At 62.2% G+C, this 24222-nt stretch carries 16 protein-coding genes; 14 read left to right on the forward strand and 2 right to left on the reverse strand.

Annotated features, from left to right (window positions below):
- Positions 1–53: 53 nt before the first annotated feature.
- The 3 genes from G9X64_RS30010 (at position 54) to G9X64_RS30020 (ending at position 5720) form a co-directional block, all read left to right on the forward strand.
- Complete coding sequence (locus G9X64_RS30010) at positions 54–1331, forward strand: L-fuconate dehydratase (protein ID WP_171378006.1); 1278 nt, start codon at positions 54–56, stop codon at positions 1329–1331.
- A 223-nt stretch (positions 1332–1554) separates the two neighbouring features.
- The gene (locus G9X64_RS30015) at positions 1555–4134 is read left to right on the forward strand and encodes a caspase family protein (RefSeq protein WP_171378007.1); all 2580 of its coding nucleotides are present in this window, start codon (positions 1555–1557) and stop codon (positions 4132–4134) included.
- Positions 4135–4505: 371 nt separating this feature from the next.
- On the forward strand, positions 4506–5720 hold the full coding sequence (locus tag G9X64_RS30020) for a methyltransferase family protein (RefSeq protein WP_171378008.1): 1215 nt from the start codon (positions 4506–4508) through the stop codon (positions 5718–5720).
- Positions 5721–5731: 11 nt separating this feature from the next.
- Here the strand turns inward: G9X64_RS30020 and G9X64_RS30025 are convergent, their stop codons facing one another.
- Entirely contained in the window at positions 5732–7342 is a 1611-nt protein-coding gene (locus G9X64_RS30025; protein ID WP_171378009.1) for an NHL repeat-containing protein, read from the reverse strand.
- A gap of 160 nt (positions 7343–7502) precedes the next feature.
- Between G9X64_RS30025 and G9X64_RS30030 the strand changes: the two genes are divergently transcribed.
- The 9 genes from G9X64_RS30030 (at position 7503) to G9X64_RS30070 (ending at position 20942) form a co-directional block, all read left to right on the forward strand.
- Positions 7503–8093: a hypothetical protein gene (locus G9X64_RS30030; RefSeq protein ID WP_168310443.1), complete on the forward strand. Its 591-nt coding sequence runs from the start codon at positions 7503–7505 to the stop codon at positions 8091–8093.
- A 170-nt stretch (positions 8094–8263) separates the two neighbouring features.
- On the forward strand, positions 8264–8641 hold the full coding sequence (locus G9X64_RS30035; RefSeq protein ID WP_171378010.1) for a hypothetical protein: 378 nt from the start codon (positions 8264–8266) through the stop codon (positions 8639–8641).
- 210 nt (positions 8642–8851) lie between these two features.
- Positions 8852–10801, forward strand: a complete 1950-nt coding sequence (locus tag G9X64_RS30040) for a DUF4384 domain-containing protein (RefSeq protein ID WP_171378011.1) — start codon at positions 8852–8854, stop codon at positions 10799–10801.
- A gap of 23 nt (positions 10802–10824) precedes the next feature.
- The gene (locus G9X64_RS30045) at positions 10825–12441 is read left to right on the forward strand and encodes a caspase family protein (RefSeq protein ID WP_171378012.1); all 1617 of its coding nucleotides are present in this window, start codon (positions 10825–10827) and stop codon (positions 12439–12441) included.
- Positions 12438–14969: a trypsin-like serine protease gene (locus G9X64_RS30050; protein WP_168310447.1), complete on the forward strand. Its 2532-nt coding sequence runs from the start codon at positions 12438–12440 to the stop codon at positions 14967–14969. The genes G9X64_RS30045 and G9X64_RS30050 overlap by 4 nt, the downstream gene beginning before the upstream one ends.
- A gap of 11 nt (positions 14970–14980) precedes the next feature.
- Complete coding sequence (locus G9X64_RS30055; RefSeq protein ID WP_171378013.1) at positions 14981–16165, forward strand: serpin family protein; 1185 nt, start codon at positions 14981–14983, stop codon at positions 16163–16165.
- Positions 16166–16207: 42 nt separating this feature from the next.
- The gene (locus tag G9X64_RS30060; protein ID WP_171378014.1) at positions 16208–18613 is read left to right on the forward strand and encodes a protein kinase domain-containing protein; all 2406 of its coding nucleotides are present in this window, start codon (positions 16208–16210) and stop codon (positions 18611–18613) included.
- Positions 18614–18783: 170 nt separating this feature from the next.
- The gene (locus G9X64_RS30065; protein ID WP_011655309.1) at positions 18784–19095 is read left to right on the forward strand and encodes a DUF982 domain-containing protein; all 312 of its coding nucleotides are present in this window, start codon (positions 18784–18786) and stop codon (positions 19093–19095) included.
- 878 nt (positions 19096–19973) lie between these two features.
- Entirely contained in the window at positions 19974–20942 is a 969-nt protein-coding gene (locus G9X64_RS30070) for a DMT family transporter (protein ID WP_168310450.1), read from the forward strand.
- A 409-nt stretch (positions 20943–21351) separates the two neighbouring features.
- Here the strand turns inward: G9X64_RS30070 and G9X64_RS37400 are convergent, their stop codons facing one another.
- Positions 21352–21639 (reverse strand): 4-oxalocrotonate tautomerase, encoded by a 288-nt coding sequence (locus G9X64_RS37400; RefSeq protein ID WP_512700267.1) that lies wholly within the window; start codon positions 21637–21639, stop codon positions 21352–21354.
- A 23-nt stretch (positions 21640–21662) separates the two neighbouring features.
- On the opposite strand from G9X64_RS37400, the gene G9X64_RS30080 reads away from it, so the two are divergent.
- Complete coding sequence (locus G9X64_RS30080) at positions 21663–22547, forward strand: LysR family transcriptional regulator (protein WP_168312500.1); 885 nt, start codon at positions 21663–21665, stop codon at positions 22545–22547.
- 354 nt (positions 22548–22901) lie between these two features.
- A complete protein-coding gene (locus G9X64_RS30085; RefSeq protein ID WP_171378015.1) occupies positions 22902–24086 on the forward strand; it encodes a phosphatase PAP2 family protein in 1185 nt (394 codons plus the stop codon).
- Positions 24087–24222 lie beyond the last annotated feature (136 nt).

Here is a 24222-nt window from a genome sequence, read left to right on the forward strand (position 1 = left end):
GGCCACCGCGATCGGCTCTCTATAATAGGCCCATTATAATCGGGAGAAACACCATGACCCGCATCACTGACCTTCGTGTCTTCGATCTCCGCTTTCCCACCTCGCAAAGCCTGGATGGATCCGATGCGATGAACCCCGATCCGGATTATTCGGCGGCCTATGTCATTCTCGATACGGATGCGCCTGATCTTGCCGGCCACGGCCTGACCTTCACCATCGGCCGCGGCAACGACATTTGCTGCATGGCGATCGAAGCGATGCGCCACCTCGTCGTCGGCGCCGACCTTACAGAAGTTCTCGCCCATCCCGGCGCCTTCTGGCGGCATCTGACCAGCGACAGCCAGCTGCGCTGGATCGGCCCGGAAAAGGGCGCCATCCACCTGGCGACGGGCGCCGTCGTCAATGCCGTCTGGGATCTGCTCGCCAAGCAGGCCGGTAAGCCCGTCTGGCGGCTCGTCGCCGAAATATCGCCGGAAGAGATCGCCGATATCGTCGACTACCGCTATCTCACCGACGTGCTGACGCGCGCCGAGGCGATCGAGATCCTGAAACGCGCCGAGGCGGGCAAGGCGGAACGCATCGCCATCCTCGAAAAGGAAGGCTACGCCTGCTACACGACCTCGGCCGGCTGGCTGGGCTATGGCGACGAGAAGCTGCGGCGCCTCTGCCAGGAGGCGATCGATGCCGGCTTCAACCATATCAAGATGAAGGTCGGCCGCGACCTGGAAGACGATATCCGCCGCCTCAGGATCGCCCGCGAGGTGATCGGCCCCGACCGTTACCTGATGATCGACGCCAACCAGGTCTGGGACGTCGGCCAGGCGATCGACTGGGTGAAGGCGCTTTCCTTCGCCAAGCCCTTCTTCATCGAGGAGCCAACCAGCCCCGACGATGTCGCCGGCCACCGCAAGATCCGCCAGGCGATCGGCCCGGTGAAGGTCGCAACCGGCGAGATGTGCCAGAACCGCATCATGTTCAAGCAGTTCATCGCCGAAGGCGCTATCGACATCGTGCAGATCGATTCCTGCCGCATGGGCGGGCTGAACGAGGTTCTCTCCGTGCTCTTGATCGCCGCCAAGTTCGACCTGCCGGTCTGGCCGCATGCGGGCGGCGTCGGCCTTTGCGAATATGTCCAGCATCTGTCGATGATCGATTACGTCGCAGTGTCGGGGACCAAGGAAGGTCGCGTCATCGAATATGTCGATCACCTGCACGAACACTTCCTCGACCCCTGCCTGATCGAGAACGCCGCCTACATGCCGCCCGCCCTGCCGGGCTTCTCCATCGAGATGAAACCAACCTCGATCAGCAACTATACGTTTCGAGGCTAAGGAAACTTCGCCGACCGCATGTTGAATTCCTGATTTTTACAGTCTTTCCTGCCGCCGATGGGCTTCCAATCTGACGGGACTGCTCCAATTCACTTGGAGGCGGCGAAGCTTGCTTTTTAGAGCGCCGAGGAATAGTTTTGAACAGTGAATGCGGAGGGGGCCCAGCACCAGCAGGCCAGCAAATTTTATTGAACTTAGACAATAGAATGTTTGCGATCGAGCCATGCCCAAGTTTCACTGCGTCAAGAGACTATGCGCTTTTCTGCTGATCGTCGCGGCAATGCTGCTATCGATCGGCACGGTACATGCAGCCGTCACCGAGGAGAGCGGACGCCGCGTCGCCCTCGTCATCGGCAACTCGGTCTACAAGACGCTGCCCTCGCTTCCCAATCCTGCCAATGATGTCGAAGAGGTCGCGACCACGTTGCGCGCGGCCGGTTTCGACGTGACGATCGGCGTCAATGTCGACCGCATCGGGCTCGAAGATACGGTGCGCCGCTTCCTGCGTTCGACCAGCAATGCCGAGGCCGGCCTGATCTACTATTCGGGCCACGGTATCCAGGTGGGCGGCCAGAATTTCATCGTGCCTGTCGATGCGACGCTGGAGACGCCCTATGACGTCGAAACGCAGACCATGCCGCTTGACCTTATCCTGAACCATCTCAAGCAGAATTCGCGGGTGCAGCTGATCTTCCTCGATGCCTGCCGCAACAATCCCTTCAATGCCCAGAAATTCTGGATGGCGGAAAAACTGGAACCGGTCGGCGCCACACGCGGGCTTGCGCGCATCGACAGCGATCTCGGCAGCCTGATTGCCTTTTCCACAGAACCCGGCCAGGTGGCGCTCGATGGCGAGGGCGCGCTCAGCCCCTATTCCGAATCCTTCATCAAGCGCGCCAGCGAACCCAACAAGGAGATCCGCCAGGTTCTGACGGATGTGCGCCGCGACGTGATCGCCATGACCGACGGCAAGCAGGTTCCCTGGGAAAACTCCTCGCTGATGGACAGCTTCTATTTCATCCCGGCGCCGCCGCCGCCAAGCGTCGAACCGATGCAGCAGGTGAGCGTGCCGGAGGGTGCGGCCACGACCAAATTGCCGATCGCCCCGCCGCATGACGAGACCGGCTCGGCGCTGCTCGTCACCCTCAACCAGCTTCCCAAGACCGGCAAACTCAGCTTCGACGGCAAGCCGGTCGAGCAGGGCGCGAAGATGCCAGCCGCGGCACTGACGGCGCTGACCTATGATTCATCGGGTGTTGCCGCCGGAACCGTCGGCCTGATCGGCTATACCGTGAGCGACCCTTACGGCCAGGCGACGCAGGGTGTCGTGGCGATCACCGTCTCGGCGGATGCCGGCGCCAAGCTCGCCCAGCTCGAACAGGAAAAGCAGGTACGGCTGGCCGATGCCGAAGCCTATCTGAAGACATTGCCACGCGACGTCGACATGACGATCGGCGTCGGCCCCGTCAAGGCCGGCCTGCCTGAAGTACCGGCATCGGCTGCGGAAATGACCTTCAAGGTCGCGGCCCTGCCCGACAAGGGCACGCTGCGCGCCGGAGACCGAGTGATCGGGCTCGGCCATGTGCTTGAAGCTGCCGATATCCCGGCGCTTGCCTACGAGCCGCAGATCGGCACCGAAAACCAGCCTTTCGCCCTGACGCTGCAGGCCGCCAACGACGACTTGCCCCCGGCGACCATCACGTTCAAGCCAACGCTCGACGCCTGTGACACATCAGCCGCAGCTCCGCTCGACCTGCAGGGCGTGACGACAGGCAAGCTTCCAAACGAGATCGTCGCTGATGAAGCACTGCCCGCCTGCATGGACTCAGTGAAGGCCTATCCCGAGGTGGCGCGCTTCATCTATCAGCTCGGCCGTGCCCAGCTTGCCAACCGCGATACCAAAACGGCGTTCGCCACGATCAAGAAGGCAATGGATGCCGGGCATGTCCGGGCGATCCAGGAACTATCAAGGCTTTACGAGTTCGGTGCCTCCGTCCCGCGCGACGCAGCCAAGGCAAGTGAGATCGCCAAGGATGGTGCGGCCAAGGGCGATCCTTTTGCCCTGCACAGCTACGGCAAAGCCCTCTATCACGGCCGCGGCACCAAGGCCGATCAGCAGCTCGGGTTGCGCCTGATGCTGCAGGCCGCCGATCTCGGCCATACCTATGCGATGAACGAGCTCGGCTATATCTTCCTGAACGGCATCAACGTTCCGGCCGACCCCGATCGCGGTATCCGCTTCTACGAAGCCGGCGTCCAGCGCAACGACATCTATTCGCTGAACAATCTTGCGCTCGTCTACCGTTTCGGAAAAGGCGCTCCGGAGGACCTCCCGAAAGCGCTCGATCTTTTCACGCGGGCGGCAGAAGGCGGCCAGCCCCATGCTCCGACAAATCTCGGACGCATGTACCGCGACGGTATCGGCGTTGCCGCGGACAAGGCGGAAGCGGTGAAGTGGCTGGAGATGGGCGCGGAACGCGGCGACTATTGGGGCGCACTCGACCGCGCGATACTGGCTAAGGAAGACGGTGGCGACGCCGACAGCCTTGCAATCGCGGCGCGTTATTTCGCGCTGGCGACCGCCATCAACATGCCGGGCAGCGGCGATCCCAAGAACCACGCGCTGGCGGAACTCAAGAGGATGCCTGGCGCTGCGAAGAAGAAAGCGGAGGCCGCCTTTGCCGCCGAGCTGACCGCTCAGGAAAAAAAGGCAATTCCGAAGACCAAGTCGCTCGATGAAAGGCTCGTCAAGCTCGCAAAGGCGACATGGGTCAAGCGAAATCCGAGGTACGATCTCTTCTGAAACGGCGGTCCGGGGGCGCCCTACATGAACAGCAAGCTAATCATCCGCATCCTATTGTGCTCGACATTCATCACAGGTTCCGGCGCAATCCTGCAGAGTTGCATCTTCGATCCTGGCGCCAGGACGCTGTTTGCCAGCGAAGAGCCAGCGGCCAGGAGCGCCACGCCCACCAGGAGAACCACGCCCACTATTAGAAGAGTGGCCGCACAGAACAATCAACCGGCTTTCGCCCGCTCAGAGAACAGTTCCGGTGGGAATTCCGGCGGCGGTGGTTCTGGCGGCGGCATGGGCGGTGGCTCTAGCTCTAGCGGGTCGTCGAGCTCCGGCAACTCTTCGAGCGGCGGTCCTTCCTGGTAAAGGTAGGGTCCTTCATGATCCAAGCTGCGACGTTCATCGGAGCAGCAACGGGCATTGCGCTCTCAACCTATCTGCAGCTTGAACCCGGCAAGGCAATGGCGCTTGCCGTGTTCTGCCTTCTCCTGGTGTGGATCGCCGTCGACGGCATATTCGCTGCTCGTTCGACCTGGATATCGCGAAAGAGACGAAACGAGGCTGCCGCCATCGTGTGGCGTCGCATCGGAACGAAGCTTGTCGGCCTCGCCGCGCTGCTTGGCGTGGTCGTCATCGCCTGTTCGGTCTTTCCGTTTTTCACTCAGTCGTCGGCGGTCCGGTGGATCATCGAGGCTGGGCACACCACTATTCCCATTTCCATCGCACTTGCCGGCGCCACCATTCTCTACGTCGCGGTCACCGATCTGGTCGCGGAGGAGCCCGACGATTATCTCAATCAGGTCGGGCGCGCGGTGTTGATGCAGGATTTTCGTGAGGAGGACGTGCTGTTCGCATTGCGCCTGCTCGCGATCAAATGCTTCTTTCTCGTCCTGATGTTCTCGGGCGGCATGGCGGCTCTTTCCGATATTGCCGAGAAGCCGGCCTGGGCGTTTCCGCCGCTCTCGGCCGCCTGGTTCGAAGGCCTATTGCAGCTTGCCTTTCTTCTCGACATCGTGCTTGCCGCCGGCGGCTATGTCGCGACTTTCAAGCTTTTCGGATGGCATGTCAGGGCAACGGAGACGACCGCACTCGGCTGGCTCGTCTGCCTCATCTGCTACGAGCCGTTCTTCCCTGCGATCTCGCATGCCTTCGTGCCCTATGGCGAGGGGCCGGGCTGGGAGACCGTGATCCAGGAAGGGTCGGCCGTCTTCATCCTCTGGAGCGTCGCGACGGTGTTCTGTACCGTCATCTATGTCTGGGCGACCGTCGCTTTCGGGCCGCGATTTTCAAACCTCACGCATCGCGGCATCATCACATCGGGCCCCTACCGCTTCATGAAACATCCGGCCTATGTCTCAAAGAACATCGCCTGGTGGCTGGTTGCGATCCCAGGCTTCCTTGCCAGCGGACTTGCGGAAGGGCTTGCCCGGGCCGGCATGCTGGCGATCGTCAGTCTTATCTACGTCATGCGCGCCCGCGCCGAAGAGCGCATGCTGAGCCGGGATCCCGCCTATCGGGCCTATGCCGAGAGCGTCGCGGCGCATGGGCTTCTGGCGATGGCGAAGCGGCGGCTGGCATCAAGACCGGCGGCGTAGGTTCCGACCATTCAGCCGTCGAGCCCCTTGAAACGCACCGGCTGGTAGCCGCGCATCAACAGGCTGCCGAGCGAATAGGTATTGCGGCAGACGCGGCCCTTGCAGGCATTCGGCGAGGCCTCCATCACCTCCACCTTCTTATCGGCCGTGAAGCGCATGAACAGCAGCACATGCGAGCCCGGCTTGTTCAGCGCATCGCCCGGCCGCATCGACCAGGGGTCGGAGAGGCGCTTGGTGATCCCGGGGATGGCGCGCGTCGAAACGTGCATCTTCAGGCCCCAGGCGTCGCTGACGAAACCGGAGCAGTCGACGCCGAGGATGTTGGATTGCGGCGCGCTCTTGGTGCAGACGTTGCCGGCGGTCTGGCCCTTTTCGACGCCGCCGATGAAATTTTCGAGCGGCGTCTTGCAGCCCCAGCAGTAGGGAACACCCTTGACCGTCTGACCGCGCTTGCCGATCAGGTAGATCGGTCGGCGCAGCCGGTTCATGTTGACGCAGCCCGGGCCGGGATCCTTGCCATAGGCGGTTGATGTCACCATCCAATTCAGCGTCTCGAAGCCGATTGCCCGCTCGATGACGTCGTTGCGCGATTTCGGCACGATCGCCACCTTCGGCATCTTGCCGGGCTTGCCGGCAGTCGGCTGCTTGGCCGGGCGGGCGACGGCAAGCTTGCGGCCGGGCTCCCGGCCGTCGAGCCGCAGCACCTGCGCCCGGCTTTCCAGCGATCTCAAATAGAGCACGTCGCCGCGCGGGCCGATCGCCATGAAGCGCCTGGAGAATACCGTGCCCGGTTCGATCGGCAGGTCGTAGACCCGGTCCATCACCCCGTTCGGCGTGAAGCGCACCACCAGCATGCCGGTGCGCTCGGGCCGGTCTGCGGGCACAAGCTCGACCAGCGCATAGGGCCTGCCTGTCGTGTCGATGTCGAGAAGTTCGACGGTGCCGATCCGCCCTTCCGAGGCGAGCTGCAGCGAGAGAAAATTCTCCTCCGAGCTGCTTCGCCGCAGCAGGATTTCCGCCTTGTCGTTTGCGGCCGCCCGGACCTCCGCAACGATATCGCCGAGCCCGCGGCTCGGCACATATTGAATGATCGGCGGGCGGGCCTCGGGCCGGCTGGTGCTGCGGCCGATCTCGTCGATGATGCTGTTCAGCGGCCCCGGCGATACCGAGCCCATCGAGGCGAAGACCGAGCGGGTGTAGTCGTCGGCATCACCGCCGCCGTCGACGGCGCGCAGCGTCTGCGATCGGCCGTCGGCATCGGTGGAGCGCTCGAGCGGCACGACGCCGTCCGACCAGAGGTAAAGTTCGTTGTGAACGACGGCGAGATCCTCCGGCGTGGCATTTTTCGGCAGCGGCAGGATCTCAGGCTCGGCTTGCGAACGTTCGGCGTCGACGGCGAGCACGCGGCCGTTGTTCTGGTCGAGGATGTAGATCGTGCCGTCGTCGCCGACGGTGATCGCCGCCGGCCCGGATGCCTCCGCTTCCTCGTTGGAAGAGATGATGCCGACCGAACGCGCGCCGTCGCCGCCGCGAAGCTCGATGATTGTCGTATCTTTGGCCAAAACCGGCGAGGCGACCGCAAGTGCCGCGGCAAACAAAATATGCGACCCAAAACCACGCATTGCCTCGACCCCCGGCATCATGCTCTGTGACCGTCAAGTCTTTAAAATGGTAGGCTAGATATGACCTCTCAGCAAGCCGTTGCTTTCCAAACGATTTGGAGATCTGCGCCCGCGATAGTACAAGAACATCGTCTCGAAGATTTGTCGGCAGGAAATGCTTATGCTGGAATGGAACGGTGACGAACTGGCGCTCGACATAAGCTTGCTGGAGCAGGTTCGCGCGGCAAGAATAAACTTCTCAGATCGCGTCTGCGCCGCCTCGGCCGGCAAGGACGACAAGCATCTGGCGCAGTTGCGCTCGGAGCCAACCTATCTGATGGCCGAGTTCCTCTATTCGATGAAGGTCTTCGGCATCAGCACCGCCGAAGATATCGAACGCTTCGCCGATCTGCACAATGATTACGTGGTTTCGCTGACCCGCGATCCGGCCAAGCTGCAGCGTCTGGGGCTCTCGCAGGATCGTGCGCTCGCATCGATGTTCACCGCCGACACCAAGCCGCGGCTGATCCAGAACTGGGCAGAAAAAGCCGGCGCGATCGACCAATCCAATCTTGCCCGTTTTCTTGTCGCGGTGATGTCGAGCGAGACCTGTCGCAAGACGTTGATCGATTTCGAGACGGCGGGCTTCATGCAGCGCAAGCGCTCGCCCTACGGCACCATGGTCGTCTGGTCGACCGGAATGATCGAGGAGATTTTCGGGGAGATGCTGCGTGATCTGCGCCTTAGCCTGCAGCAATTGAAGATCCTGTAATGCATGTCGCCCGGAAGTGTGCAAGCGGGGGCTCAGCGCAGTTGCCAGCCGATTTCAACCCTCCCAATCGATTGGCACTGAGCGCCGTTGCCTTCCTTCCGGCCTCTCCCTATTGTCGCTCTGCTTGCGCTCTTGCGGCGCGCATCAGGTTGATAACGGATTTGACGACGATGACGAAATCCTGGCTCATGACCTTGTCGATCAGCCTTCTGCTGGCGCTGCAGATACCGGAGCTCGCGCATTCCGGCCCGGCCGAAGACGCGCTTGCGGCGCGAAACCCCTCGCTGGCAGCGCTGCGTCAACATGACGAGAAGGCCTTTGCTGCAGCAACTGCGATCATCGCCGAACACGAACGCGCCAAGGGGTTGACGCCCGGCGAGGCGAAGCTGCCCGATGCGACCTCGCCCGGCCGCGACATGGGCTCAGGCCCCGGCAAGGAATTCACGGTCGACAATCCGGATATCCTCTGGCTCTACAATTCCTCGCCCGAGGGAATGAGCGACCTGATCTCGATTTTGAAATCAGCCGGGCAGAAACCTAAGAACTAACCGCCTCCTCGCAGTTGGAATTGACTATAACAGGCACCGGATATTCCAGAGCGTGAGTCTTGCTCACGTCTTGCCTTGGCGGATTCTTCCAGGCTCCAAATAATTTGTAACCCTCCCTCAAGCAAGACAGGCGAAGCCATCCCAATTTCGCCAGTCAGTGCTATTCTCATCTTCAACACAGTGTGAGATGTTCGAAGAGGAGGTTTTCCAATGCCGAACCGCAAAGCCATCCTGGCAGCAGCCACCTTCCTTTCGTTTTTTTCGGTGGTTCCCGCCGTCGAGGCGCAGAACGAACGCACATTGACCGAAGCGCCGGCGCAGACTGGGCCTGTCAGCATCACCTTCGACCGCGCGGAAGCCAAATACGCCATCGGCGAAGTTGTCGGCCTCTTCATCCAGTCGACCGAGAACGCTTATGTCACGGTGCTGAACGTCTCGCCGAACGGCGCGGTCGTGAAGCTTTTCCCGAACAAATACCAGACCGACGCCCTTGTCAGCGCCGGCAAGCGCGTGCAGGTGCCGGATCCGGCAAGCGGCGCCAGGCTGCAAGTTTCTGGCCCGGTGGGCCAGGAGCAGATCAAAGTCTTCTATTCCTCCAAGCCGCTCAACATCTTCGCCGATCTCGGCGGCAGCGGTGGCGGCATGTTCCGCTCGATCGACGGTGGCATGGATGCCGTTTCCCGCAGCCTTGAAGAAGCCCGCAGCCTCGGCACCAAGATCAGCAGCAAGACGCTGATGCTGACGACGGTCGATAGCCTGGCTGCCATCCCCCCCGTCGCAGCCGCCCCCGCAGCCAAACCGGTCGAGCAGGCTGCAAAGCCGCCCGTTGCGCCGAAACCTGCGGCCGCTCCGAAACCGAAGCCGGTAACGAAACAGGAAGTCGCCAAGAAGCCGGAAACGGTCGTGGAAAAGCCGAAGCCGGCAGCCCCGAAAAAGGTCGCGCCGAAGCCCGTCGAGCAGGCAACACAACAGCCGCCGAAGAAATACAAGATCGTCACCAATCTGGCGCCCGGCCAGGAGCTTGCCGCCGACGAACTGGAGCTGATCGGTCCGGCCGATACCACCTCATCCACCCGGCCGACCCAGTATAAACAGCCGACGCAGTACAAGCAGCCGAGCCAGTCTTCGCAGACGAAGATGCCGAAACTGCCGATGCCGCAGATCAAGATGCCGCAGTTCAAGCTTCCCGGCGGTTTCAGTATCAAGATGCCGCAGCTGAACCTCGGCCGTTCGGCCGAACCTGATCAAGCCGGCGAGGAGATCGAGGTAGCAAACGCCGATACACCTGTTTGCACCGCGCTTCTCGACAAGCTGAACACCGCCGTTGCCGCCAAGGATATCAGCGCTGCCGCAGCTGAAGCCGATGCGATCGCCGTCAGCGCCGATTGCGGCCAGTTCCAGATAAATGCCCAGCGCCGCGTCGCAGCCCTCAGGCTTTCCGCAGCCCAGGAGATGATGGCCGCCAACCAGCCGGTCGCCAATTATGAGCCGCTGCTTGTCGCCGCCGACAGCCCGCAGGTGCTCTGGCAGGCCTCCGCCACGCTCGGCGAGATCTATTTCTCCGCCCGCCGCTTCGCCGATGCCGCCGCCGATTACCAGCAGGCGATCGAGATCATCAAGAACGAGACCCGCACGCCGAAGGCACCGCCCGCCGAGACGATCTCCGATCTCATCCAGCGCGCCGCCCAGGCCCGCATCCTTGCCGCCAACCCGACGAGCGATAATCCGCAAGGCAGCTTCGTGCCGGCCGAGAAGGATCACCGCAGCGGCGTGCTCGGCGGCATCTATTCCGAGAATGTGCGCGGCATCGTGCCGGTCTCCATTCCGGTTCCGATCACCTTCGACTTCAACAAGTCGAGCTTCACCTCGATCGGCACCGAAGCCGCTGAGGAGCTGCTGGATGCGCTGAAGGAGCAGAAGCCGGGCCGCATCATCCTCGTCGGTCATACCGACCGGCGCGGCAGTGACGACTATAATCAGAAGCTGTCCGAGCGCCGTGCTCAGGCCGTTGCCGATTTCCTGAAGAGCCACGGCCTCGACGCGACAATCGACGCCGAAGGCCGCGGAGCATCCGAGCCGGTGGACGTCACGGCAACTGCAAACCTCACCGAAGACGATGTCGATGCGCTGAACCGCCGCGTCGAATGGCGCCGCGAATAGGCCGGGCGAGGAGGAGTTTGGCCATGACCGCATTCGTCTCCATGGCCGCAGCACTTGCCCTCCTCACCATGGCGGCCACCGACAGCCTGGCAAAGGTGATCGAGGCGCCAGCGCGTGGTGCGGTCAGGGCCGTGCTGATCGGCATCGACCTCTACCGCAACGTTCCGCCGCTGCACGGCGCCGTCGCCGATGCCGAGGACCTTTCGCTTTCGCTGCGCTCGGTCGGCGTCGAGGACATGACGCTGCTGAAGAATAGTACTGCCGACCGCGAGGGCATCTTCCATGCGATCGAGGCCGTGACGGAAAGGGCAGGGCCCGGCGACCTGATCGTGCTCGGCATCGCCGGCCACGGGTCGAGCGAGCCGGAGCGCGTCAAGGGCTCGAAACCGAGCGGCCGCGACGAGGTCTATATCCTTGCAGGCTTCGACACCCGGCTGCCGGGATCGCGCGAGCGCATCTTCGGCGACGAGTTCAAGGCGTTGATCCGCAATATCGAGGCCAAGGGCGCCGACGTCGTCTTCATCGCCGATACCTGCCATGCCGGCGGCATGACCCGCGACGTCGATCCGCGCGGCGCCGAGATCTCCTGGCGTCAGGCGCCGTCCTATACGATCGAGGAAGACGATCTCGCGCCGATTTCGACCACGGCGGATGCGCTGTCTACTGGCTTCGATTTCAAGCGGCTGACCTTTCTCGCCGCCGTCGACGAGAACACCAAGTCGCCCGAGATCACCATTCCCGGCATTCCGCAGAAACGCGGCGCGCTGAGCTATGCCACCGCCCGCGCCTTCGAAGGGGCAGCCGACCGCAACGGCGACGGCGCCGTCAGCCGCCGCGAACTGTTCGAATATGTGCGCCAGGCCGTCTACCAGTTCACCAACCAGCGGCAGAACATCTTTACCGAAAGCCCGCCCGGAACCGATCTCGATCGCGCCGTCGTCTATAATTTCGAAGGGGCGGGGGCACAGGCGGCGGCGGAGAAATCAAACACACCGCTGCCCGCCGAGTCCGCGCCGATCAGCGTTGCCGCCCTCGGCTCCGAGCCGGTGCTGCAGGGGATCGACCCCGCCGTCACGCCGTTCAAGCTGACGGAGGGTGCTGATGCTGAACTCGTCTTCGACCCCGAAAAGCACGAGGCGATTGCCGGCGGCGATGTCGTCGCCTCCGGCGTCGGCGCCGGCGACATGCCTTTCGTCGTCGACCGGATGGCCGCGCTCGATGCGCTGAAGCGGCTGTCGGAGACAAACCCGCAGACCGTGCGCGTGACGCCTTCCGATATCGTCCATCGCGAAGGTGAGCGCGTCGGCGTCACGGTGTCCGATATATCAGGCCGCAAGCTCGTGCTCTTCGACGTCACCGGCGATGGAACCGTGCAGTTCCTCTATCCCGGTGAGAAGGAGGTCGATGCCGAGATGTCTCAAACCTTCGATCTCGATCTTTCCGTCGTCGCACCTTTCGGCACGGACCTGCTCGTTGCCGTCACCTCTGAAACCCCGATGCCCGAACTGATTGAATTCCTGAAGCAGAACGACCGGCGCCGCACCGCCGGCAATATCGCCAAACGCCTCGGCGAATTCCTGCCCGAGGGCGCGCGCGTCGGATTTACGGTCCTCTATACCTCCGCCGGAGCCAAGCTATGAGCACGTCGATCAGCAGGGTCCTCAATATTGCGTCCGTCATGCTGCTTCTGGCGACTCCTACGCTGGCGCAGCAGGACACCGATTTTGCCGGCGAGGATGGCGGGCGTGTCATTGGCGGCCAGGCGGCTAAAAAGGGCGAATGGCCCTGGCAGGTGAAGATCCTGGCGCCCGACCCCGAACAGCGCGGCCGCTTTGGCGGCCATTGCGGCGGCTCGCTGATCGCACCGCGCTGGATATTGACGGCCGCCCATTGCGTCACCAGCGGCCGCTCCGGCAAGCAGGATCTCTTTGCCCGCGACCTGCTGATCGTCGAGGGCAAGTCGAAGATCGACAAGGTGATCGCGGTCGACGGGCCTGACAAGCCGGGGCTTGCCGTGGAAGAGGTGATCATTCACGAAGATTTCGACCGCAAGGTCTTTGCCAACGACATCGCCCTCATCAAGCTGAGCGAGCCCGCTAAATCGAAGCCGGCGATCCTTGCCTCAGCCTCGGATGACGAAGTGGAGGCCGCCGGCCACCCCGCCGTCGTCACCGGCTGGGGCTACACCAAGGCCGATCACGGCTGGGACGACAAATACCTGCCGACCGAGCTGCAGGAAGTGGAACTCCCGATCGTCCCGCGCGAGGACTGCCGCGCCGCCTATCGCGACAGTTCGATGCGCATGAACCCGATCGACGAGCGCAATGTCTGCGCCGGTTATGCCGAAGGCGGCAAGGACGCCTGCCAGGGCGACAGCGGCGGACCGCTCGTTGCCCAGCGTCCCGACAAGCGCTGGATCCAGCTCGGCATCGTCAGCTGGGGTGCGGGCTGCGCCGAAGCCGAGCATTACGGCGTCTATACCCGTGTTGCCGCCTTCCGCGACTGGATCGCCGCAAAGACCGACGGCGACGTGCCGAATGTTGAAGGGTCTGCTGCCGGCGATCAGGTCGCGTCCACTACCACCGGTGGCGGGACGAAGCAGCAGCAGTCCGGGCAGAAAACGGCCAACCTCGCCATCACCACCCCGCCCGCCGGCGATACTGCGCCGGCCGGCACGACCGAAACGCCTGCCGCCGACACGCCCGCCGGCGATACCTCACCGGCAAACCAGCCCGTCGCCGACGAACCCGCCGTGCAGCCCCCGGTCGTCCAGACGCCGGTGATCGAAAGCTCGCCCGGCGACCGCGCCCTGTTGATCGGCATCGACGATTACGAGATGCGCGAGGCGAAACTGACCGGCTCTGCCACCGATGTGAAAGCGATGCAGGTCTTCCTCGCCAAGACGCTCGCCTACCGCCCGGAACAGATCCATACGCTGACCAATCGCAAGGCGACCCGCGAGGCGATTCTTGCCGAAATCGACGACTGGCTGGTGCGCCAGTCGACCCCCGGAAGCCGCGTCTTCCTCTATTTCAGCGGCCAGGGTTCGGAAGAAATGGGCGCCGAGGCGACGACCAGCCCGACGCTGGTGGCAGCCGATGCCAAGCTGCTGCGCGAGGGCGGCAAGGTAACTGTCACCAACCAGATCCGCGAAACAGAGATCGCCGCAAGGCTGAACAGCCTCAAGGACCGCCGCGTCACCCTGCTGATCGATGCCTGCCATGTCGGGCCCGGCAGCCGTAGCGCGGTGGCAGCACCTTCCGGCACCGTGCGTTGCCTCGGCCCGGCGCTGGCAGCGCTCGAGCCCCCGAACAAGTCAGGCAAGGAAGCCAAATTCTCCTTCGGCGGCGAAAACGCCATGGTCTGGTCGGCCGTCAACGCGGGGCAGTGGGCCCTTGTCGACCGCGAGGCCAAGCCGGCGCTCGGCGTCTTTACCCGCCACTTCATCGAAGGTGTGCAGGATGGCGTGGCGCGCGCAGCCGACAAGCCGAATATCAGCAATGCCGCGCTTCTCGATTATGTCCGGCGCAAATCGGACGAATATTGCCGGACGCATGCAGAGGATTGCCGCTTCACGCCGGTCCCGCAATTTTATGGCCAGCCGGATGCGCTCGGCCGGGATGTCATCACCGGCGAGGAGGCAAAGACGCCGGTCGCTGCCGTCGAGAACACGCTGAAGAGCGACAATGAGGCGGGCGTCGCCGTCGACGTGCTGCCCGGCACCGCGGTCAGCATCGGCGACAAGGTGGCGATGCGTGTCTCCACCAAAAAGTCCGGCTACCTGATCCTGGTCGATATCGACGCCTCCGGCAAGCTGACGCAGCTTTACCCGAACAAGCGCTCGATGGGCTTGAAGCCGACCGCCAAAAGCGGCGACAACCGGCTCGATCCTGCCCGGCCGGTCGTCGTGCCCGATGCGCGCAATCCCTATACCGGCTTCGAATATGTGGTGGAGGGGCCGGCAGGGGTCGGCATGGTCGTTGCCATCCTCAGCGACAAGCCGATCGAAGTGCTCGACCTGCCCGATGTGCCGACGCCGCTCGCCGGCCAGCGCGCCGCCTTCAACTATGTCTACGATCTCGCCCGAAGCCTCAGGATCGTCGGCGACGACGAGAACGGCGCCCAGGGCAAATGGTCGTTCGATTCCAAATTTTATCGCATCCGCTGAAGGAGCGAACCATGCCGAAATCCACTCTGCTGGCGGGTCTTGCCGCTTCCCTGATGGCGCTTGCCCCGGCCGCCCATGCCGGCAACTCCGGCGACAGCAAGGCGATGCTTGCAGCACAAGCCGGGCTTGCCGCCGAACTGATCGACCGGACTCTGGCAAAGGAGGGTGCCGCCAATATCATGGTGTCGCCGGCAAGCCTTGCCGCAGCACTCGGTCTTGCGAGCCTCGGCGCCTCCGATGAGGGCAAAGCCTCGATCGCCAAGGGCCTTGGCTTCGGCGGCGAGGTGAAAGGACCGGAGATTGCGCTTGACGCAATGTATCAGGAGAAGCCCGCAGCGGCGGATGCGCCATTGGCGACGGCGGTCGCGATCGTCTTCGACGACAGACTGGTGCTCGTCCCCGACGCGCTCCCCATGCTCGCCGGCCACCGGATCAAGCCTTCGATCGAGGATCTCGACGGGCCGAAATCGGTCGAGCACATCAATAGCTGGGTCAAGGACGCCACAAGGGGCGCCATTCCTGTCATCCTGGACGCACCGCCCGGCGGCGGCTTCGTCAGCCTCGGCGCACTCTCGTTCAAGGCGCGTTGGAAAACCTCCTTCGAGAAGGAGAGCCCGGCAAGCCCCTTTCAGCGGCCGGATGGTTCGACGATTTCGGTGCCGATGATGCATCTTGCCGGCGATGGCCAGAAATTCCGCTTCGACGAGAATTTCACCGCCGTCGACCTTGCCTATGCCGGCGAGAGCTACAGCATGGTCGTGGTGGCGGCGCGTTCCGGCAAGGGTGTCGGCGGCTCGGACCTGAAGGCGCTCGCTTCCTGGCTGCAGGGGGAAAAATTCGAGGCCGCCAAGGGCGAAATCTTCCTGCCCCGCTTTTCCCTGAACGACGGGCGTGATTTGATGCCGATACTCAATGCGATGGGAGTGGCGCCCGGGAAGGCCAAGGATGCGGGTTTCCCGGGTTTCACCAAGGAAAACATCCGCTTGTCGCGCGTCCTTCAGAAGACGATGATCAGGGTTGACGAAAACGGCACGGAGGCGGCGGCAGCCACGGCTGTCATCACGGAACGCAGCATCGATCCGAAGCTTATTCGAGTCGTAGCCGATGCCCGTTTTGCCTTCGCGCTTCGCGACACAAGAACCGGCCTGCTGCTCGCCGCTGGCCTGATCGGCGATCCGTTACTGGCAGGCGAATAGAATTCGGTTTCATGAATGCAATGAATGCAGGGGGACAAGTGCATGAGAAGTGATCTGATCGCCCGCTACACGATCGGCGAGCCGGTCTATGAGAACGAGTTCATCGTCTATCCAGCCCAGGACAAGCGGATGGACCATGCGGTCTTCATCGTTGCGCCCGATATGGCGCTGAAACTGGACAAGGCTCGTTTCGAGCGGGTCTGGACCTCCATTAACGAGGCCAAATCGCTGACGGCGCGGCGTTTTGTCGAAATCGAGGACCTCATCCCACCGTCGCCGGAAGACGACAATTTCTATATCGTCGAGAAGCGGCCGTCGAAAACGCTGCACCAATATCTCGACGAAACGGAAATGGTGGCCTACGAACGCGCCGTCGAGATCGGCCGCCACATCCTCGAGGGGCTGGCGACGCTGCACGGCGCCGGTTACGCCCACAATGCCCTGACAGACCAGTGCATCTACGTGTCGGAGGATTATTCCGGCCTGTCGGTCCGGATCGGCAACCTGCACCTGATCTCGAAGATCGGCGAGCACATCATCCCGCCCTATGTGCCGGAATTCGGCGCACCCGAGATCTATGCCAGCGGCACCTTCTCCGCCTCACCAGCTCTTGATATCTACGCCATGGGCATGATCGCCTACAAGCTCTTCCTGCCGCGACAGACCTATGCCAGCGTCTTCGACAGCGTCATGGTCTGGGAAGATGAGCATCAGCGCGAGCAGAGCTGGAAGAACATCCATCTCGACCCTTCCAATATCTTTCCCCGCCTCGACGTGCTGATCCCCGGCTTTCCCGAAGGTCTTGCAAGCCTTGTGGAAAGGATGTTGAGCCGCGATCCCTCCGCGCGACCGCGCACGGGCGCTGATGCGCTGGGCGAATTCGCGCGCGTGACGACAGGCATCCAGCCGATGTCATGGGATCCGCGCGGCGGCATGCCGCAGCAACAGGACACCCCGAAACCGAAAAAATGGACGCCCGTCAAAATCTCCATGATCGCAGCACTGCTGCTGATCTGCATCGGCGTCGGTGCCATCACAATCCCGAAGCTGCTGGCCCCGGATCCGAAGCTCGTCGCCGACGTCGGAACCTGGAAGAAGGAGGCCGAAAGCCGCAAGCAGAAGGCGATCGCCGCCAAGGCGCCGGAGCGCCCGGCCAGCGACCAGGCGAAACTCTCCTATGACACGGGTGCTGCGGCGCTGACATCGGCCGATGCCCTGCTCAAGGACGAAGACTATGAAAAGGCGCTTCCAGGATTCCAGACGGCCGCCATCAACCTCGGCAATGCGCTGATCGGCATCTCGAAAGAGAATGCCGAGAAGGCGAAGGCTGCCGCTTCGGCCGCCGGCGGCGACAAGGCGCCGGGTTTTGCCGAGGCAGACGCCAAGATGAAGACTGCTGCCGATGCCGCCACCGCAAAGCAGATGCATGCTGCGGTCGGCGCCTACGACGAGTCGAAAACGACGTTTGACGATCTCGCCAAGGCGCTCACCGCGCTGACGGCCGCCGAAAAGGACGCGGCGGCCAAACGCGAAACCGTCAATCGCATCGGCGCTGGTGATAGCCCCGACGTCGCCAAGGCGAGTGGGCTGATGACCGAGGCCAAGGCCAAGGCCGAACAATGGCAGATGCCGGCCGCAACGTCAGGCTATGGGGACGCCGCCAAACTGTTCGACGCCGTCATCGCCGATGTCATGGCGGCGAAGGACGAGGCGACGGCGCTGAAGCAGAAAGTCACCGATCTCAGCGCCTGGATCGCGACGCGCGCCGGTGCTGCCGATCCGACGCTTGCGGCACTCGCCCCGAAGATCGGCGAAGCCGACGGTCGCTACACCGCCGAGGCCTATAAGCTGGCGATCATCGCCTATCAGCCGATCCTGGCCGATCTCGAGGCGCTGTCGGCGCGTGGATTCTGCCCGGTGTCGCAGACGCTTGCCTTCGAGACCGTGCCGGCCGGAAATTATTCGCTGGAGAATATCCGGCTGATGACCTCGTCCATGCAGGAGCTCGGCGGCATGCTCGGCGTTGCCAATGGCGCGGTGAAGATCGACAAGTCCTTCTGCATGCAGACCAAGGCCGTCACCCGTGCCGAGATGGCGGAATATTACACCGCCAATTCCGATCCCGCCGCAGCAAAGGCCTATGCCGACAATCCGCAGCAGCCGGCCGACGACGTGCCGCTTGCCGTGGCACAGAACTATACGGCTTGGCTGTCGAAAAAGCTGAACGCGCCCGTCCACCTGCCGTCGGCGACGGAATGGATGGCAAGTGCGGCGAAGATCACGCCGGAAAAACTGCCCGACAATGGCGATATCATCCTGCAATGGAGCGCCACCCCCTGCGAAGCGGGCGGGAATGTCGCCTTCATGGCGCAGGAGGGCTCGACCTTCGTCGTCTGCTCCGATGCGTCGGCCGGCGGCATCTTCCGCGTTACTGCCGAATTGCGGTGAGCGCGGCGAAATTTGGCATCGAATAGGGGAACGCGTGCGGCCTTTCTGACTTCATTCATCAGCTCGCGTTCAAGCCGCACCATTCAACAAATTTCAATTCCAAATTACAAAATACGCGCGTATATTGAACGTGGGGACTGCAGTATCCGTGCCTTGAGGGGTCGAGGACAATGTGCTGGAACACATCATCAGCATTCACGCCGGTTGGGTTTGCTTTGCGAGGCCCGGCATCTCGCAAGATCGTATGGACGCTGGGCGACGCGGCGCGTCTCCTGATCAACGACTGGCCCTGCGATGACGGCGAAGAATATGTGGCTGCCGTAAAAGCCTGCGTCGACGCATTGAGCGGGAAGATTGCCCCGGAACAATTCCGGGAAGCGCTTCTGCGTGCGGCCGATGAGGCGGGTATAGCTGCTCTATCGCTCGTCCGGCAGGGCGTTGGAGAGCGACGACCGGACCTTCCCTCAAGCGCGCAAAGATAGTCCGGATTCGGGGGCTACTCGCCTCTCGACGTCAGGTTTGCGCCCCAGCCGCGGACATTAGCCCCGAAGCTGGAAAAGCACAAAATGCAGGATGATGAGGCCGGTCCTAGTTTGTCCCTTGGTCTTTTCAGACTCAGTGGCCTCTTCGCCTGTGTCGTTATCGTCATATATATTTTCTGGGAAATGTTCAGCCAAAGCGCAGCCCTTATTCGGCTTTCGATGACAGCAAAAAAATTCCCTTATGCTGAGAGATGTGATGCTAGCGGCAATCCGATTACTACAGGAGAACCCAATTGCGTCGACCTTGGCCGCTATCAGGTCGTCTACGGCCCTGTCATCAAGGTCTTCCGCAGGGCCTGTTCCGGGAGTGACGGAGCCCCCGAGACGCTCATACTAGACAAGGCGTCGAGGATCGAAATCAGCTTAGTGGAAAAGTCGTTGAGTTTTCGAGCTCGCAATGGAGTGAGCGTACATTGTATTCCACCTAATCTCAGCCCCGAACGAAGTAACTAAACTCCTCACCAGCGACCGCTTCGGGCCGAACTCCGCCATGGCTCAGATGCACCAAAAGGCAAATCCCCCGGCGAAGTCGGCTGCCATAGGCTTGCGGGCGGTGGAGTTGCGGCAGCCAGCAGAGTCAACCAGTCGCCCGCCCCGGTCAAAGTGGGAGCCGCATCGCGGCCCCCGCGATACAGCAACGTTTCACGATCCGGGTGATGCGTATCGAGAGGCTGGTTCTCATTTTCGCCGGCTACCGACCAGAGTGCGTGGCCGGTAAAATTACCCCATTCGATCAAGCATTTCGCTTGATTGCCAAACGGCACACTCGGTGTCGCGGAACCAGGGCGCGGTGACGCAACTTCAAAAGGGTGAACATTATGGACAGACTTTTCTATATTGGCGTGTCGGCCGCTCTCTTTGCGGCCTTTGCCTTTTCGCTCAACTTCGTCGTGCCCTTCATCATCGGTGACTATTCCACCTTTGATTTTGCTCTCATCCGTCACGTCGTCTCGGCACTCGTCGGGCTTTGCATTCTGTTTTCCGAGAAGGGTGTCATGCGCCACCTCACGCTTCGAAACTGCCTGCAAGCCATCTGGCTCGCCTTCGTCGGCTATGTCGGCTACTTCCTGACAGTGACGGGAGCGGCCCTCTTTGCCGGGCCAGTGATCGCTCCGGCCTTTCTCGGGCTGGTACCAATCGTATTGATGGTCATTGGCAATCAGGGTCAGGCATCATTGCCATGGCGATCTCTCATGGTGCCTCTGGCACTGGTGCTGGTCGGCCTTGTTCTCGTCAATGGCACGGCATTCACGGCCGAAGGACTGGACTCTGTGCAATCATTGTGGATTGGCGTGCCGCTGGCGCTTGCTGCCGTGGGCCTTTGGGTCTGGTTCGCGCTTTCCAATCAGGCAGCGCTCGCCGCCCGGCCGGACATGCCCTCCGGTGTGTGGTCGGCGCTGATACTGGTCGGCGGCGGCGTCTTGATGCTGGCCTTCTATCCCATCGGTGCCACGATGGACCTCTTCCGCCTTCCGACATTGGGATTCGGCTGGAGCGCTGCCGGCAACCTCTATGTCTGGGGCACATCTCTCGCGCTGCTGGCCACCGTAGGCGGCGTCTGGGCCTGGAGTATTGCGTCAAGGACCCTGCCGGTTGCCCTGGCCGCGCAATTGATCGTCTCCGAGACTGTCTTCGGCGTGATCGGCGGACTTATCGTGCATGCGCGCTGGCCAACGCCGATCGAAGTCGCCGGGGTTGTTGTCCTGATCGCCGGCGTCGTTCTATCGGTTCGGGTTTTCTATGATCGCCAATTTGCATCGGGAAAGGCAGCGCTTGCAAACGAGTGACCGCTGGACACAGGGCCAAAAACAGGCGCAGGCATCGGAGATGCAATCACGTTCAACGTAAAATCCGTTTTTGACGCAAACATGCCGCCTCGCCAGTCCAATGCGTTGTCCGCTTTCAAGCCGCCGCTTGGCCGGGCTCTCGACCGATATGAGGGCGCAAGGCAGCCTTATCCTTCGTCAACGAAAAAGTTCGCTTAGGGCCGAACTCCGCCACGGCTCAGATGCACCAAAAGGCAAATTACCCGACGAAGTCGACTGCCCAAAAGCTTGCGGGCGGTGGAGTTGCAGCAGCCAGTAAAGTCAACCAGTCACCCGCCTCGGTCAGCACGGGAGCCGCGTGCCGGCTCCCTGTTCAATACCATGGCGGCGGCGTCCCGCAGCTCGAGCCCTCGACGCTGCGGATCGTCTCTCAGGCCTCGGATTTCAGCTTGCCGCCGACCGCCCAGGAATCCTTGGCGATCTCCGTTATCAGGATTTCCAGCGACTCGGGCGGGCACGCTAGGGTTTCGACGGCGGCCTTGGTCGCTTCGCGAGCGAAGGCGCGTTTCTGGTCGTCGGTGCGGCCGGGATGCATCTGCAGGTGAAGAATGGGCATGTTTTCTCCTTGGTCAGGTTGGTGGTGTCCGTCGTCTTGGCGCGGGCATGACGACCATGTTGTAAATTCCTTGGTTGATAAATAAGCTCCCGGTATCGTCATTCGAAACCAGCAGGTAGGCAATCGTGGACAAGCTGGCCGGCATGGCGATGTTCGTCAGGGTCATCGACAATGGCAGTTTCGCTGCGGCCGCGGAGATCGCGCAAGTGTCGCCTGCCATGGTTGCCAAGCACATCAAGACGATTGAGACCCGGCTCGGGGCGAAGCTGATCCATCGCACCACGCGACGCCATCAGCTGACAGAGGTCGGCCAGCTCTATTACGAGCGCTGCAAGCGCGCGCTTTCCGAAGTGGCGCTGGCCGAGGCTTCGGCGAGCGAGCTGCAATCGGCGCCGCGCGGCCGGCTTCGGTTGGTGGCACCCGTCAGCTTCGGGACGCAGGTCCTGGTGCCGGCGCTGATCGATTACCAGAACGCCTATCCCGACGTCAGCATCGAGCTATCGCTCGACAACAATGTCCATGACCTCGTCGGCGAGGGGTTCGAGCTCGGTATCCACATCGGTCCGCTCTCGGATAGCAGCGTGGTCGCCCGCCCGCTCACGCCCTACCGGCGGATTCTGGCTGCCTCGCCGGACTATCTTGCCCGCCATGGCCGGCCGGCCTCACCGGAGGCTCTGACGAACCATCTCTGCCTCGGCCACTCCTATTGGCGCATGCAGGATCGCTGGCACCTGGTCGGGCCGGGGGGCGAAATGCGTGATGTGTTGATTTCCGGAAAATTCTCAACCAACCAGGGGGCGGCGCTACGCATGGCAGCGCTCAGCGGCGCGGGAATTGCGCTTCAGCCGGAACTGCTCCTCGCCGCCGATATCGCCGAAGGACGGCTCGAGCAGGTACTGCCGGAATGGTCCTATAAGCCTGTACCGATGTACCTCATCTATGCGCCGAACCGTCGGCCGACGGCGATGTTGCGGACGGTGATCGATTTCCTGGTGGAACGGTTTGGCTGACGAGGCCAACGGCCGTTACACCGCAGAGGCCTGCTGACCTTTCATACCGCAACCTGCTCTCATTTTTGATCCTTTCACTTGGCAGCGCTTCGCGGTATAATTAGGGCGGGCTAAAATAGAAAATAGAACGGCCGTCAAAGCAGAAAACCTTCCGTCTTTGGGCCGGGGATCAACTGGGGGTCGAACATGCTTAGCGGCTTTAGCAGGGCCTGCGCGATGATCCTTTTGTCAGGGAACTTCGCTTTCGCCCAATCGGAGCAGATAGAGCCAAACGCTGGAACGTGGAAGACGTGGGTAATCACGTCGGGCAAAGACTTCCGAGTGGCGCCCCCACCGGATACTAGCGCAACCGAGTTGGAGCAGGTCCGCGAACTTGTCGCAAAGAACGATGCGAAGGTCGCCGCCAAGATCACATTCTGGGACGCTGGCTCGCCCGGCTATCGATGGATCGACTTGGTCAACAACCGTCTTCTCGCAAACCAGACGATCCCCAATGCGCATCGCGTCTACACCTATTTGACGATGGCGGTCTACGACGCCACCGTCGCGGCTTGGGAGTCGAAATACTTCTACAATCGCCCGCGCCCGAGCGAGGTGGATACGACACTGCCGACTGCGCTACCTACGCCTCGGAGTCCCGCTTATCCATCCGAACACGCGGCAGCCGCTGGAGCCGCCGCGACCGTTCTTGCCTATTTCTTTCCGGACGAGGCGTCGTCGTTCCAGGCGATGGCCGAAGAAGCCGCACAGTCGCGTGTCCTTGCCGGTGTCCAGTTCCCAAGCGATTCATCCGCCGGCCTGGAACTGGGGCGAAGCGTGGCAGAGCAAGTGATTGCGCGGGCAAAGGCCGACGGCTCCGATGCCGTCTGGACCGGCACCGTGCCCACCGGGCCGTGCATGTGGGTCGGAGACAAACCCGCCAATGCAACCATGCCAAACTGGAAGCCGATCCTGCTCCAGGCAGCCGATGAATTCAGGCCACCCACTCCGCCCGACTGCAAGTCTGCGGCCGTGAAGGCCGAGACGGATGCAGTCCGACAGTTTGAGCGAAAATTCCCCAACAGCTACAAGGCGTTCTATTGGCAAAGCCCATCCGGCCTGTTCACCGACTGGTATGACTATGCCAGCAAGTGGATGTTCGAGGACAAGACGGATTCGAACCCGCCGCGCGCCGCGCGGGCTTACGCGATGCTCGCAACGGTCTACTACGACGCCTACATTGCAAGCAACGACGGGAAATACGCTTATTGGTACCTGCGGCCCAACATGCTTGACCCGAGCATCACTCCCCTGTTCGCAGTGCCGGCCCATCCCAGTTATCCGTCGAACCACTCCACGTTGTCGACTGCCCGATGCGAGGTGCTTGCGTATCTGTTCCCCGACCAGGCGGAGTTCATCCGAACGGTCGGCAAGGAAGCGGGCGATTCCCGCATCTGGGCCGGCATCCACTATGAAATGGACAACCGGGCCGGTGCCGCACTTGGCAAAGCGGTCGCTGGGAAATTCATCGAGCGGGCAAAAAAAGACGGGGCAGACTAGCGGAAGGGCCGCCAGCGGATGACCGCCGGCGCCTTTCTCCTGAAATGTCGCAATCCCAAAGTGAGGGGTTCTCGGTGGAACGTTCCGTTCACTCAGCAGCCGACGTGCGTGCCTTATCCTAGATCACCATTTCGCG

It is taken from the genome of Rhizobium sophorae (genome assembly GCF_013087515.1).
GTDB lineage: Bacteria > Pseudomonadota > Alphaproteobacteria > Rhizobiales > Rhizobiaceae > Rhizobium > Rhizobium sophorae.